The organism is Novosphingobium aureum (assembly GCF_015865035.1).
GTDB classification, from domain to species: domain Bacteria; phylum Pseudomonadota; class Alphaproteobacteria; order Sphingomonadales; family Sphingomonadaceae; genus Novosphingobium; species Novosphingobium aureum.
In genome coordinates, this window is sequence record NZ_JADZGI010000001.1 from 386,115 (window position 1) to 399,006 (window position 12,892).

General features: G+C 66.8%; 12 protein-coding genes. 4 read left to right on the forward strand and 8 right to left on the reverse strand.

Annotated features, from left to right (window positions below):
• Positions 1–185: 185 nt before the first annotated feature.
• From I5E68_RS01815 to hisS, 4 genes are all read right to left on the reverse strand, one after another.
• The gene (locus tag I5E68_RS01815) at positions 186–1,046 is read right to left on the reverse strand and encodes a DUF4167 domain-containing protein (RefSeq protein WP_197160192.1); all 861 of its coding nucleotides are present in this window, start codon (positions 1,044–1,046) and stop codon (positions 186–188) included.
• A 242-nt stretch (positions 1,047–1,288) separates the two neighbouring features.
• The gene (gene prmC, locus I5E68_RS01820; protein WP_197160193.1) at positions 1,289–2,134 is read right to left on the reverse strand and encodes a peptide chain release factor N(5)-glutamine methyltransferase; all 846 of its coding nucleotides are present in this window, start codon (positions 2,132–2,134) and stop codon (positions 1,289–1,291) included.
• Positions 2,127–3,197, reverse strand: a complete 1,071-nt coding sequence (gene prfA, locus I5E68_RS01825) for a peptide chain release factor 1 (RefSeq protein WP_197160195.1) — start codon at positions 3,195–3,197, stop codon at positions 2,127–2,129. Before prfA ends, prmC begins: the two co-directional genes overlap by 8 nt.
• Positions 3,194–4,450 (reverse strand): histidine--tRNA ligase, encoded by a 1,257-nt coding sequence (gene hisS, locus I5E68_RS01830; RefSeq protein ID WP_197160196.1) that lies wholly within the window; start codon positions 4,448–4,450, stop codon positions 3,194–3,196. The genes prfA and hisS overlap by 4 nt, the downstream gene beginning before the upstream one ends.
• A 189-nt stretch (positions 4,451–4,639) precedes the next feature.
• On the opposite strand from hisS, the gene I5E68_RS01835 reads away from it, so the two are divergent.
• A complete protein-coding gene (locus I5E68_RS01835) occupies positions 4,640–6,592 on the forward strand; it encodes a M61 family metallopeptidase (RefSeq protein ID WP_197160198.1) in 1,953 nt (650 codons plus the stop codon).
• Positions 6,593–6,902: 310 nt separating this feature from the next.
• Complete coding sequence (gene ppa / locus I5E68_RS01840; protein ID WP_197160200.1) at positions 6,903–7,442, forward strand: inorganic diphosphatase; 540 nt, start codon at positions 6,903–6,905, stop codon at positions 7,440–7,442.
• Positions 7,443–7,582: 140 nt separating this feature from the next.
• Here ppa and I5E68_RS01845 read toward each other — a convergent pair whose 3' ends face one another.
• The 3 genes from I5E68_RS01845 to I5E68_RS01855 form a co-directional block, all read right to left on the reverse strand.
• Positions 7,583–7,909, reverse strand: coding sequence for a WYL domain-containing protein (locus I5E68_RS01845; protein WP_197160201.1), 327 nt, complete (start codon positions 7,907–7,909; stop codon positions 7,583–7,585).
• Between the two features lie 254 nt (positions 7,910–8,163).
• The gene (locus I5E68_RS01850) at positions 8,164–9,615 is read right to left on the reverse strand and encodes an NAD-dependent succinate-semialdehyde dehydrogenase (protein WP_197160202.1); all 1,452 of its coding nucleotides are present in this window, start codon (positions 9,613–9,615) and stop codon (positions 8,164–8,166) included.
• 203 nt (positions 9,616–9,818) lie between these two features.
• Positions 9,819–10,109 (reverse strand): GNAT family N-acetyltransferase, encoded by a 291-nt coding sequence (locus tag I5E68_RS01855; protein ID WP_197160203.1) that lies wholly within the window; start codon positions 10,107–10,109, stop codon positions 9,819–9,821.
• Between the two features lie 93 nt (positions 10,110–10,202).
• Here I5E68_RS01855 and I5E68_RS01860 point away from each other — a divergent pair, with 93 nt between their 5' ends.
• Complete coding sequence (locus I5E68_RS01860; RefSeq protein ID WP_197160204.1) at positions 10,203–11,198, forward strand: threonine aldolase family protein; 996 nt, start codon at positions 10,203–10,205, stop codon at positions 11,196–11,198.
• A gap of 22 nt (positions 11,199–11,220) precedes the next feature.
• Positions 11,221–12,126 carry a DMT family transporter gene (locus tag I5E68_RS01865; RefSeq protein WP_197160205.1) on the forward strand — a complete coding sequence of 302 codons (906 nt, stop codon included), beginning with the start codon at positions 11,221–11,223 and terminating at the stop codon, positions 12,124–12,126.
• Here the strand turns inward: I5E68_RS01865 and I5E68_RS01870 are convergent.
• Positions 12,036–12,884 carry a Rossmann-fold NAD(P)-binding domain-containing protein gene (locus I5E68_RS01870; RefSeq protein WP_197160206.1) on the reverse strand — a complete coding sequence of 283 codons (849 nt, stop codon included), beginning with the start codon at positions 12,882–12,884 and terminating at the stop codon, positions 12,036–12,038. The two genes, I5E68_RS01865 and I5E68_RS01870, sit on opposite strands and share 91 nt — an antisense overlap.
• Between the last annotated feature and the right edge of the window lie 8 nt (positions 12,885–12,892).

Below are 12,892 nucleotides of genomic sequence, written 5' to 3' on the forward strand. Positions count from 1 at the left end.
CCGCCGGGTTGTAGTGGTGGCGATGCTTTGCGCAAGCGCGATGATGGGCGCAGCACGCGGGTGTCATGCAGGGCTGGCCGGAAGGTGTGACTGGCAAGAAAAAAGGGCCCGCTTCGCAGCAGGCCCTCTTGTTCGGGTCAGGCGTGTTCAGGCTGGCCGGATGTCTCCGGCCCACGCCTCAAGGCTCAAGCCTCAGCGGCTTCGGCCTCTGCGTCCGACTTGCGTGCGCGGCGGCGGCGCGGCTTGGCTTCGGCGCTGGCTTCCTCACCCGCCTCGGCATCGCTACCGGCGCCTTCGCCGGCATCCTCTGCCTTCTTGGCGCGCGGGGTGCGCGGCTTGGCAGGGGCCTTGGGCTTGGCGGTCTTGGCGCGGGTGCGCTTGGCGGGGCGCTCCTCGTCCTCGGCGCCGTCCTGTGCGTCCTCGACGTCGCTGCCCGTGGTCGAGATCGAAGGGGGCAGGGAATTGGGGTCTAGACCGCCGCCAACCGGGGCGCTGGCGTCTTCGTCGCCATCGCGCGGCTTGCGGGTCTTGGCGCCGCGAGTGTTGCGGCTGTCGCGCACGAAGGGGTTCTCTGCAGGCTCGTAGACCGAACGCTTGCGCTCGCCCTCTTCCGAACCAGCCTCTTCGCCTTCGTCCGAAGCAGCTTCGGGCTGGCGGCGGTTGCCGTCGCGGCCCTGCTGGTCGCGCGAGCGATTGCCGTCACGGTTGCCGTCGTAGCTGCGGCTGCTCTCGTAGCCGCTGTCACCATCGTCGGAGCCGTTGTCGCCGTCCTGCGAGCGGTCTTCGCGGCGGGGCTGGCGGGCCTCTTCCTGACGCTGCTTCTGGTCGGCGATCACGCGGAAGTAGTGATCCGCAAACTGGAGGTAATATTCCTCCTGCACACGGTCACTGTTGAGCATCGCGTCATGGGCCAGCTTCTTGTACTTCTCGAGCATCTGGGGCGCGTTTCCGCGCGCCCGGCTGTCGATACGGTTCGTCTGCTGGCCGTTCTGCTGGCGATTGTTACCGCGGCCACGCCTGCGGTTGTTACCACGATTGTTATTCAAGGATAACTTTCCTCAAAACCCCTGGAGTCCACTCGTCTGGAGGGTTGGACTGCCACACGTCGCATGATCACGGCTTGGACCCCCCGGGTCGCCGAGCCTTCCACATTTGCCTTTGTGCAGTGTTCCGAAAATGACCGGATCCACTCGCAAATGCTGGGAATGAACCGCGTATGGGAAGTTCCATCCATGTACCGGTTCGCAGCAATCCTTAGGCACTCCGGCGTCGAATTCCAAGTGAAAACTTACCCGCAACGGTGGAGAAGCATCGAAAAAGCGATGACACGTTCGCGTTCGGCAAGATCTTTCAGTACCCGTGATTCCAGGCCACAGTCCTTGCCAAGCGCACTTACGGCGCTGGCCTGGGTATGGCCGATCTCGACGAGGGCGAGCCCGCCCGGAGCAAGTAATTCAGGGAGTTGCGGGACGAGTATGCGATAGTCGTCGAGCCCGTCCTCTCCGGCAAAGAGTGCGCCGGCAGGCTCGAAGCCGCGCACCGATTCGTCGAGTTGGGCATCGCGTTCGACATAAGGCGGATTGGCGAGCACGAGATCGAAGCGGCCAAGGTCTTCGCACCAATTTGCCTGCGTCCAGTCGCGCGTCTCGAAGCGGGCATCGACGCCGTTCGCGGCGGCATTGCCGCGCGCAATCGCGAGCGCGCCTTCGCTGCGGTCGATCCCCAGCCCTTCGGCGCCCGGGAAGAGCGAAAGCGTCGCCACGAGCAGCGCGCCAGAGCCGGTGCCGAGGTCGATCACGCGCTTGGGTGGTACATCGGCGAAGGCCTTGCGCGCGCCCTCGACCAGCGTCTCGCTGTCGCCGCGCGGGATCAGCACCTCGGGTGATACCTTGAAGTCGAGCCCGTAGAACTCGGCATGGCCGATTATGTAGGCGACCGGTTCGTGTCGCGCGCGGCGCTCGACGAGCGCGGCGAAGCCATCGGGCACCGCGTCGCGCATGTGGCGCAGCAGCAGGTCCGAACGCGAGGCGCCCAGCGCATGGGCCATGAGCACCTCGGCATCGAGCCGGGCGGTGTCGCTGGTGGCGGAAAGCCGCTGCGCCGCCTCGCGCAGCGCGAGAGCGACCTCAGGCATCCATCGCAGCGAGGCGCTTGGCCTCGTCCTCGGCGATCAGCGCATCGACCAGTTCGCCGAGACCCGGTCCCTCGAGCACCTCGTTGAGCCGGTGGAGGGTGAGGTTGATGCGGTGATCGGTGACGCGCCCTTGCGGGAAATTGTAAGTGCGGATGCGCTCGGAGCGGTCGCCCGAACCGACCATGGCCTTGCGTGCCTCGGCCTCTGCGCCCTGCGCCTCGTCACGCATCTTCTCGTAGAGCCTTGCGCGCAGGACCTGCATGGCCTTGGCCTTGTTCTTGTGCTGCGAGCGCTCGTCTTGGCAGGTGACGACGATGTCGGTGGGAAGGTGCGTTATGCGCACCGCCGAATCGGTGGTGTTGACGTGCTGACCGCCCGCGCCCGATGCGCGGTAGATGTCGATCTTGAGGTCCTTGTCCTCGATCTGCACGTCGACCTCGGTCGGTTCGGGCAGGACCGCGACGGTCGCGGCGGAGGTATGGATGCGCCCGCCCGATTCGGTGACCGGCACGCGCTGCACGCGGTGCACGCCGCTTTCGAACTTGAGCTTGGCGAAAACGCCGGTCCCGGTGACGTTGGCGACGACTTCCTTGAAGCCGCCGACGTCGCTCGCATTGGCGCTGACCATCTCGACGCGCCAGCCCTGTTCGGCGGCGTAGCGCTCGTACATGCGGTAGAGGTCGGCGGCGAAGAGCGCGGCCTCGTCGCCCCCGGTGCCCGCGCGGATCTCGAGCATGGCCGGGCGCTGGTCGGCCGCGTCGCGCGGAAGCATGGCAATCGCCAGCTCGCGCTCGCGCTCGGGCAATTCCGATTTCAGGCGCGCGACTTCCTCGGCGGCGAGGGCGCGCATCTCGGGATCGGTGTCGTCGAGGTCCTGCAGCTCGGCGAGTTCGGCGCGCATCGCGGCGATTTCTGCGGCGATGCGCGCGACCGGCTCGAGTTCGGCATAGTCGCGGCTGGCCGCCACGAAGGCCTCGCCCTCGAGCGTGCCCGAGGCGAGACGCGCCTCGAGTTCGGAGAAGCGTGCCCCGATCTGGCCGAGGCGTTCGTTCGAGATGCTCACGGGTGCAGCGTCTGGAGGACCTGCTCGACCGCAAGGTAGTCCGCCGAGGGCTCGGCGGCGCGCAGGTTGGCATGAGGGACGCCGTCCTTCATCACGAAGGAGACGAGGACCTTGGCGCCCAGCTTGACCGCCTTGTCGAAGCGCTTGCGCGGCGAGCCGGTGGCGATCATCTCGGCATCGAGGCCCTGGAAGCGCAGCGTCGTGATTGCCTTCTGTGCGAAGGCGAGGGCGGCATCGTCCTCGACCGCGAGGATGCAGGTGAGCGGAGCCTGGGGCACGTGGCCGGCATCGGCGACGAGCATGGCCAGGCGCTCGATGCCTGCTGCCCAGCCGACTGCCGGGGTCGCCGGACCACCGAGTGCCTCAAGCAGGCCGTCATAGCGACCGCCGCCCAGCACGGTGCCCTGTGCGCCCAGTTGATCTGTCACAAATTCGAAAGCGGTATGCCTGTAGTAGTCGAGGCCGCGCACAAGGGCCGGGGCTCGGACGAAGTCCACCGAGGCGGCCTCGAGCCCTTGTGTCACCGCGCCGAAGAAATCCTGCGCCTCGCTCGAGAGGAAGTCGTCGATGCGCGGGGCATCGGCGGTGAAGGGCTTATCGCGCGGGTCCTTGGAATCGAGAATGCGCAGCGGATTGCGCTCGAGGCGGTCCTGCGAATCCTCGCTCAGTTCGGCGCGGTGTGCGCGGAAGTACTCGACGAGCGCGGCGCGCCAGGCTTCGCGGCTCTCGGCATCGCCCAGCGTGTTGAGCTGGAGCGTCACGCCCTGCGCAATGCCCAGCTCCTTGAGCAGCTGGTCGGCCATGACCAGGAGCTCGACATCGACCATCGGCTCGGTCGCGCCGATGATCTCGGCGTCGATCTGGTGGAACTGGCGATAGCGGCCCTTCTGCGGACGCTCGTAGCGGAACAGCGGGCCGTGCGTCGCGACCTTGAGCGGGGCGTACTGCTTCCAACCGTCGGTGAGATAGGCGCGCGCGATCCCGGCAGTGAACTCGGGGCGCAGTGTCAGCGATTCGCCGCCACGATCCTCGAACGAGTACATTTCCTTGGAGACGACGTCGGTCGTTTCGCCGAGCGAACGCGAGAACACGCCGGTCTTCTCGAAGACGGGCATCTCGACGCGGCGGAAACGGTAGAGCTTGCGCACGCGCTCGAAGGTTTCCACGACATGGGCGAAGGCCTCGGCCTCGGCGCCGAAAATGTCCTGGGTGCCACGGATGGCCTTGGGCGTGGTCTGTGCTGCGTTGCTCATGGGCGCGCGTTAGCCGGAATGCTCGTGGTTATAAAGTGGGCGGGCGGGTATAAAATGGCCGGAGCCGGTATCCGTTCGGCGCTGGTGCCGGTTCGCTTGCGGCGATCCCGGACCAGTTTTTCCCGGCAAATGCGGACCAGCCGCATTGCACTGTTGCCAAACGCAGCAACAAGCGCAAGGTTGCGGGCAATGAAATATCGTACCGCGCTAGCCTCGCTCACCGTCCTCCTGTCGCTCTCGACCTCCGCCATGGCGCAGGATTCAACCAGAACCACCCCGATGGCCCCGGCCCTGCCGCCGGCGCTCCCGGCCGCGCAGGATGTGCCCTATCCCGGCACGATCTCGCTCGACATCGACGCGACTGACGTCACCCGTGGGATCTACAAGGTCACGCAGGTCTTCCCGGTGGCCGATGGCGCGCGCGAGCTGACCGTGATGCAGCCCGGCTGGCTGCCGGGCAATCACTCGGAAACCGGGCCTTACTCGATGCTCGCCGACATCCACTTCTATGCCGACGGCAAGGAAATCAAGTGGGTGCGCGACACCGTCGCGGTCAACGCCTTCCATCTCGATCTGCCGGCAGGGACCAAGGCCGTCACCGCCAGCTTCGTCCACACCTCGCCGATCGAGCGCAATGAGGGGCGCATCACGATGACCCGCGAGATGCTCAACCTGCAGTGGGAGAAGATGAGCCTCTATCCCTCGGGCTTCTACACCCGCGGCATCACCTTCAAGCCGACGGTCAAGGTGCCCGCAGGCTGGACCGTCTACACCGCGCTCGACGGCAAGGCGCGCAGCGGCGACACGCTCACCTGGGCCGCGACCGATTACCAGCGCCTCGTCGATTCGCCGATCTTCGCCGGTGAACATGCCCAGCGCTGGGACTTGGGCATGAACGTCTACATGGACGCGGTCGCGGACAAGCCCGAGCTGCTCGACATCAAGCCCGAGCACATGGACAAGTATCGCAAGCTCGTGAAGGAAGCGGTCGGCCTGTTCGGCGCGCGTCACTTCGACGAGTACGACTTCCTGCTCGCGCTGACCGACCGCATGGGCGGCATCGGCCTCGAGCATCACCGTTCGAGCGAGAACCAGTACGAGCCCAAGGCCTGGATCGACTGGGAGTCGATGGACTGGGACCACAATGTGATCCCGCACGAGTTCGTGCATAGCTGGAACGGCAAGTACCGCCGCCCGGCGGACCTGTGGACCCCCGACTACCAGCAGCCGATGCAGAACACGCTTCTGTGGGTCTATGAGGGCCAGACCCAGTTCTGGGGCTACATTCTCGCCGCGCGTTCGGGCGTGCAGTCCAAGCAGACCGTGCTCGACATGTTCGCGGTGGCTGCCGCAAAGTACCTCGAGGGTACGCCGGGCCGCTCGTGGCGCTCGGTCGAGGACACCACCGCCGCGCCGCAGCTCAACCGCCGCCGCCCGCTGCCCTTCAGCTCGCTGACCCGCGGCGAGGACTACTACGTCGAGGGCGCGCTGACCTGGCTCGAGGCGGACCAGATCATCCGCGAGGGTACCAAGGGCAAGAAGGGCCTCGACGATTTCGCCAAGGCCTTCTTCGGCGTGCGCGACGGCGACTGGGGCGAGCTGACTTACGACTTCGACGAGGTCGTGAGGACGCTCAACGGCGTCTACCCCTACGACTGGGCGAGCTTCCTCAAGACCCGGCTCTACGACACCAACCAGCCTGCGCCGATGAAGGGCCTGCAGATGGCCGGCTACAAGCTGGTCTGGAAGGACGAGCCCAACAGCTACGTCAAGGGCATCTCGGGCTATCGCAACTCGCTCGACCTCACCTACTCGCTGGGCATGGGGCTGAGCAGCGACGGGACCGTGGGCAGCGTCCTGTGGGACGGCCTCGCCTTCAATGCCGGGATCGTGGGCGGTGCGAAGATCGTCGCGGTCAACGACGAGGCCTATAGCGCCGATGTGATCAAGGCGGCGGTGACCGCGGCCAAGACCGGGAATGCGGGTGCCGACAAGCCGATCACGCTGCTGGTCAAGCGCGGCGATCGCTACCAGACGATCGAGCTCGACTACCACGAGGGCCTGCGCTGGCCCTGGCTGGAGAGCACGACGCCGGGCAAGACCAACGGCTTCGACAAGCTGCTCGCGCCGCACGCGGACTGAGCCGGGCGTTTTTCCCGGCCATCGATCTTGCCGGGGACTGACAAGAAGAACGGGGGCGACGGGACAAGTGTCCGGTCGCCCCCGTTTTCTTTTGTGTTCTCCAGTGAGCGCAAGCTTCTACGACCATCGTCCGGCTTGAGCCGCCGGTCGGTTCCGATATCGCCGCCGGCATCACGTCGCTGCACCGCGGCGGGACACATTGGAACGCGTTGGCAAGAAGTCAGTTGATACCGCCAAGGCGCAGGGCTAAGCCGCCAAACATTCAAGTCAAACCGACACTTTTTCCAAGTGTCTCCCAAAAAGGACCACCATGCGCATCGACCTGATCCCCGTCGGCGACAATCCGCCGGAAAGTCTCAACGTCGTCATCGAGGTTCCCGTCGGCGGTGAACCCGTGAAGTACGAGTTCGACAAGGATTCCGGCGCCCTGTTCGTGGACCGCATCCTGCACACCCCGATGCGCTACCCGGCCAACTACGGCTTCGTGCCGCACACGCTTTCGCCCGATGGCGACCCGCTCGACGCACTGGTCGTCGCGCGCTCGCCGTTCATCCCGGGCTGCGTCGTGCGCGCCCGTCCGATCGCGGTTCTGAACCTGGAAGACGAGCACGGCGGCGACGAGAAGCTGGTCTGCGTGCCGGTGGATTCGACCTTCCCCTACTATACCGACGTGAAGGAAAAGGGTGACCTGCCCGAGATCCTTTTTGCGCAGATCGAGCACTTCTTCACCCATTATAAGGACCTGGAGAAGGAAAAGTGGGTTCGAATCGGAACCTGGGGCGGTGCAGAAGATGCACGCCGCATCGTACTCGAGGCGATTGAGCGCTATAACGATAAGCCGAAGGGCTGATTCGCACTTATTGACGAGGTCCACTCCCCCATGTGGAACGAGGGCCGGCGGTGCAAACCGTCGGCCCTTTGCGTGTCCGGAGTGTTCGTGGAGGCGGCGCCGACCTGGTCTTGGCGGCGCCCATCGTCAGGGGCGCGTGGTCAGGCGGTGACCGCGAAGACCTCGCGGTCGGTCTCGCGCGGGGGTGCTTCGTCGAAGTTGGGCAGAGGTTCGAAGACGTCCTCGGTGATCGTCACTTCGCTCAGTCCGTCGAGCTTGAAGTGGCCGAGGCGTCGCTCTTCCTCACTGCGCCAGTTCTTGCGCGGGTTGAACGCGCTCACGAAAAGTTCGTCGTGACGGCTGAACAGTCGGTGCGGCGCGAGCAGCATCTCGGCACCGTTGTACTGGGCGAGGACCAGGCGCTTGAGGGCGATGGCTTCGATGAGCTTGCGCTCGGTGGTGGCGTCGGGCTCGGGAGAATTCGGCATGGCGCTGCATAGTGGAGCGCCGCTGCCTGTCAGACAAGCCGCAATCAGGCCTTATACCGCATGGCGAGGATGATTTTTTCGACGCCGGGGATACGTCTGGGGCAACTGCGGGGCCGATCACGGTGCGCAATCCGCTGTTTTGCGCCGGTGCTTCTGCAGAACTTGATCCGAAATGGATGCAATTGGCGGGGGATCTCGCCCAGAGCATCGGGCGGCGCCGTGTCCCGAGTTTCCGGAACACGGCGCCTTGCCCGTCAGGCGGGCTGAACGCCCATGCACAGATACTTGAGCTCCATGTAGTCATCGAGCCCGTAGTGCGACCCTTCGCGGCCAAGGCCCGACTGCTTGACCCCGCCGAACGGCGCGACTTCGGTCGAGATCAGGCCGGTGTTGATGCCGACCATGCCCGCCTCGAGCGCTTCGGCGACGCGCCACACGCGGCTGAGGTCGCGTGCATAGAAGTAGCTGGCGAGGCCGAATTCGGTGTCGTTGGCCATGGCGACGGCGTCGGCCTCGTCGGTGAAGCGGATCACGCCCGCGAGCGGCCCGAAGGTCTCCTCGCTGGCGAGCTTCATGTCGGGCTTCACGCCCGCGATCACGGTCGGGTTGAAGAAGCTGCCGCCGCGCTCGTTGCGCGAACCGCCCGCCAGCACCGTGGCGCCGCCATCGACGGCGTCCTTGAGGTGCTCCTCGACCTTCTCGACCGCCTTCTCGTCGATCAGCGGGCCGACCTCGGTGCCTTCGTCGAGACCGTAGCCGACCTTCATCGCCTTCACGCGCGCGGCCAGCTTCTCGACGAATTCGTCATAGACCCCGTCCTGCACGTAGAATCTGTTGGTGCACACGCAGGTCTGCCCGCCGTTGCGGAACTTGGAGATCATCGCGCCTTCAATCGCGGCATCGACGTCGGCATCGTCGAAGACGAGGAAGGGGGCATTGCCGCCCAGTTCCATCGAGCACTTCTTGACCGTCTCTGCCGATTCCTTGAGCAGCTGGCGACCGATCTCGGTCGAGCCGGTGAAGGTGATCTTGGCGACCTTCGGGCTGCCCGTGAGCGTCGAGCCGATCTGTCCGGCGCTGCCCGTCACCACGTTGACGACGCCTGCGGGAATGCCCGCCTTCTCGCACAGCGCGGCAATGGCGAGCGCGGAGTAGGGGGTCGCCGAGGCGGGCTTGATCACCATCGTACAGCCGGCGGCAAGTGCGGGGCCGAGCTTGCGGGTGATCATCGCATTGGGGAAGTTCCAGGGCGTGATCGCGCCGACGACGCCGACCGGCTGCTTGATCACGACGATGCGGCGGTCGCTCGCGTGGCCGGGGATGGTGTCGCCGTAGGCGCGCTTGGCTTCCTCGCCGAACCATTCGATGAAGCTCGCGCCATAGGCGATCTCGCCCTTGCCTTCGGCGAGCGGCTTGCCCTGTTCGCGGCTGAGCAGCTCGCCCAGATCGTCCTGCGCCTCGATCATCAACTCGTAGAGCTTGCGCAGAATCTTCGCACGCTCGCCGGCGGTCTTGGCGCGCCATGCGGGCAGTGCGGCTTCGGCGGCGTCGATCGCGCGCAGCGTCTCGTCCGCGCCCATCTTGGGCACGGTGCCGAGCGTCTTGCCGGTGCCCGGATCGGTGACGTCGAGCGTCGCGCCGGAATCGGCATCGCACCACTTGCCGTCGATGTAGCACTGCTGCTTGAGGAAGTCGGTGTAGGCCATTTCGTGCAGGTCCTCTTCAATTCGTCTCGTCGGGGCCGGTCTGCCATCGCGTCGCGAAGGGCCGGTGGAACGGTGGCGCCCGGCCGGGTCACATGAGCCCAACGAGCGGATGGCTTGCGCGTTGCATGGGCGGCCAATGGTTGTGCGCGCTCGTTTCGGGCATGACCGGCCAGCGGAACTGGCGTGCCGGTCAGGCAGTCTCGTCAGGCCTTGACGTCGGCCCATTCGGGATGGCGCTCGAAGGCGGTTACCACGTAGCTGCAGCGTGGGGCGATGCGAAAGCCGTTCTCGCGCGCGTCGGCGACCATCGCCTCGACCAGCCGTCCGGCAACGCCGCGTCCGCCGATCTCGCGCGGGACGAGCGTGTGGTCGGCGTAGTGCACGCCCTCGCGCTCGGTCCAGGTCAGCAGCCCGGTGCTGTCGGAATCCGCGACGTGGGCCACGTACTCGCCCTTTGCGCCGTCCTCGTGCTTGGTGATGGTCACTGCGACCATAAGGCCTGTCTCCTCAAGGCGACCCTCGCGGGCCTCGGTGTTTTCTCGCAGGTGCTTGACGCGCAAGGGCGTCCCTGCGCAGGGCATATGGTCATGCAGTTCCTTTCCGACAACGCCGCCGCCGTTCACCCCCGCGTCTGGGAGGCCATGAAGGCCGCCGACACCGCCGATGCGCCTTACGACAACGACGCGCTCAGCCGCGCGCTCGACGAGCGCTTCTCGGCCTTGTTCGGGCGCGAGTGCGCGGCGCTCTGGGTGGCGACGGGAACTGCGGCGAATTGCCTCGCGCTTTCGGCGCTGGTCCCCCCGCACGGGGCCGCCGTCTGCCACCGCGAGGCGCATATCGAGATGGACGAGGCGGGCGCTCCGGGGTTCTTCCTGCACGGGGCCAAGCTTCTGCTGGCTGACGGCGAGAGCGCCAAGCTCACTCCGCAAGGCATCGCCGCGGTGATCGACCCGATCCGCGACGACGTGCACCAGGTCCAGCCGCACGCGATCTCGATCACGCAGGCGAGCGAATATGGCTGTGTCTATCGGCCCGAGGAGCTCGAGGCCATCGCCGCGCTTGCCGGTGCGCGCGGGCTCGGCCTCCACGTCGACGGTGCGCGCTTCGGCAATGCCGTCGCCTTCCTCGGCTGCGGCGCCGGCGAGGCGGTGGGCGCGGCGGACGTGCTCAGCTTCGGCTTCGTCAAGAACGGCGCGATGAGCGCGGAGGCGATCGTGTTCTTCGATCCTGAAATGGCCGCGACCGTTCGCTACCGCCGCAAGCGCGCCGGGCACCTGCAGTCCAAGGGGCGCTTTCTGGCGGCCCAGATCCATGCCATGCTCGAGGGCGACCTGTGGCTCGCCAATGCCCGCGCGGCCAATGCCGCGGCTGCCGAGCTGGCCGGTGCCTGTTCGCAGCGCCTGCTTCACCCGGTCGAGGCCAACGAGCTGTTCCTGGCCTGCACGCCTGTAGAGCGCGCGGCGCTGCGCGAGCAGGGTTTCGGCTTCTACGACTGGGGCGAGGACGCGGCGCGGCTGGTCACGGCGTGGGACGCGAAGGCAGAGCACGTCACCGCGCTGGCACGCGCGATCGCCGCGCTGTGAGCGGCACTCAAGGGGCAAACGAATGAGCGAAGTCTCGATGCTGCGGCCCGCGGTCGCGCTGCCGTTCCTGCTGGTCAGCCTGATCTGGGGTTCGACCTGGTGGGTGATCACCGGGCAGATCGGCGACGTGCCCGCGAGCTGGTCGGTCGCCTATCGCTTCCTGCTGGCGACCCCGGCGATGTTTCTCGTCGCGCTGGCCATGCGGCGCAGCCTGAAACTGGGGCGCGACGGGCACATCCTCGCCTTCCTCGTCGGGCTGACCCAGTTCTGCGGCAACTACAACTTCGTCTACCGCGCCGAGCTGCACCTGACCTCGGGCATCGTCGCGGTCATGATCTCGCTGATGCTGGTGCCCAACGCGGTCTTCGCGCGGATGCTGCTCGGCCAGCCGATCACCCGCCGCTTCGCGCTCGGCAGCGTGATCGCGATTGCGGGCATCGGCATCCTGCTACTGCACGAGGCGCGCGAGGCGCCGGTGCAGGGCAAGGTCGTGCTTGGCGTGGTGCTGGCGCTGCTCGCCATGCTCGCCGCCTCGATCTCGAACGTGATCCAGGCCAACGAGACCGGGCGTCGCCTGCCGATGGTCAGCCTGCTCGCCTGGGCAATGCTCTACGGCACCTTGTGCAATGTCGCGATTGCCCTGTGGCAGGCGGGGGCGCCGGTCCTGCCGCGCGCGCCGGGCTACTGGCTGGGTACGGCCTATCTCGCGGTGTTCGGCTCGGTCGTGACCTTCCCGATCTACTACAACCTGATCCGCCAGCTGGGCGCGGGGCGCGCAGCCTACAACGGCGTCGCGGTGGTGGTGATCGCGATGCTGCTCTCGACCGTGCTCGAGGGTTATCGCTGGTCGCTGCTTGCAGGGCTGGGCGCGGGGCTCGCGACGCTCGGGCTCATCGTCGCGCTCAGCGCGCGCAAGCCCGCCGCATAGTCGGGATAGGCCGGACGCCAGCCAAGCACGCGCTTTGCCTTGCCGTTGGCGACGCGCCGGTTCTCGGCGTAGAAGCCGCGCGCCATCGGCGATAGCTGCGCCTCGTCGAGGGTCTGGAGCGGGGGCAGGGGCGCGCCGGTCAAACGGCAGGCCAGCTCGACCAGAAGGTTCTGGCTGCACGGCAGGTCGTCGGCGAGGTTGTAGGCGCCCGGCGGGGCATCGAGCCCGGCGATCACGCCTGCGGCGATATCCTCGACGTGCACCCGGCTGAAGACCTGATCGGGCAGGTCAATGCGGTGCGCGCGCCCTTCGGCGACGCGCTCGAGGATCGAGCGGCCCGGACCGTAGATCCCGGGCAGCCGGTAGACCCGCGCGCCGCGCCTCAGCCATTCGCCATCGGCCTCGGCGCGCGCGGTGCGTCGCCCGGTGCCGACGGGCGAACTCTCGTCGACCCATGCGCCTTGCGCATCGCCGTAGACCCCGGTCGAGGAGAGGTAGGAGAGCGCCTTGCCGGCAAGTGCATCGCCATAGCTCTCGAGCACCGGGTCGAGCGGCTCGCCGCGCGCTTCCTTGCCCGGCGGGACAGAGGACAGCACGTGGTCGGCATCGGCCAGCGCGAGGCGCACGTTGCCCTCGTCGGCGAAGGCGAGCGTGCCCTCGCGCCCGGTCGAGACGACTTCCCAGCCACGCGCCTCGGCGTGGTTGGCGATGACCCTGGCGGTATAGCCGAGGCCGAAGATGAACAGGCGGCGTGACATGCGCTGGG

Coding starts and splice junctions, on each gene's coding strand:
- hisS (WP_197160196.1), bottom strand. CDS start 4,450: ATGAGCAACGCAGCACAGACCACGCCCAAGGCCATCCGTGGCACCCAG.
- I5E68_RS01865 (WP_197160205.1), top strand. CDS start 11,221: ATGAGCGAAGTCTCGATGCTGCGGCCCGCGGTCGCGCTGCCGTTCCTG.
- I5E68_RS01870 (WP_197160206.1), bottom strand. CDS start 12,884: ATGTCACGCCGCCTGTTCATCTTCGGCCTCGGCTATACCGCCAGGGTC.
- prmC (WP_197160193.1), bottom strand. CDS start 2,134: ATGCCTGAGGTCGCTCTCGCGCTGCGCGAGGCGGCGCAGCGGCTTTCC.
- I5E68_RS01855 (WP_197160203.1), bottom strand. CDS start 10,109: ATGGTCGCAGTGACCATCACCAAGCACGAGGACGGCGCAAAGGGCGAG.
- I5E68_RS01845 (WP_197160201.1), bottom strand. CDS start 7,909: ATGCCGAATTCTCCCGAGCCCGACGCCACCACCGAGCGCAAGCTCATC.
- I5E68_RS01850 (WP_197160202.1), bottom strand. CDS start 9,615: ATGGCCTACACCGACTTCCTCAAGCAGCAGTGCTACATCGACGGCAAG.
- I5E68_RS01860 (WP_197160204.1), top strand. CDS start 10,203: ATGCAGTTCCTTTCCGACAACGCCGCCGCCGTTCACCCCCGCGTCTGG.
- I5E68_RS01835 (WP_197160198.1), top strand. CDS start 4,640: ATGAAATATCGTACCGCGCTAGCCTCGCTCACCGTCCTCCTGTCGCTC.
- ppa (WP_197160200.1), top strand. CDS start 6,903: ATGCGCATCGACCTGATCCCCGTCGGCGACAATCCGCCGGAAAGTCTC.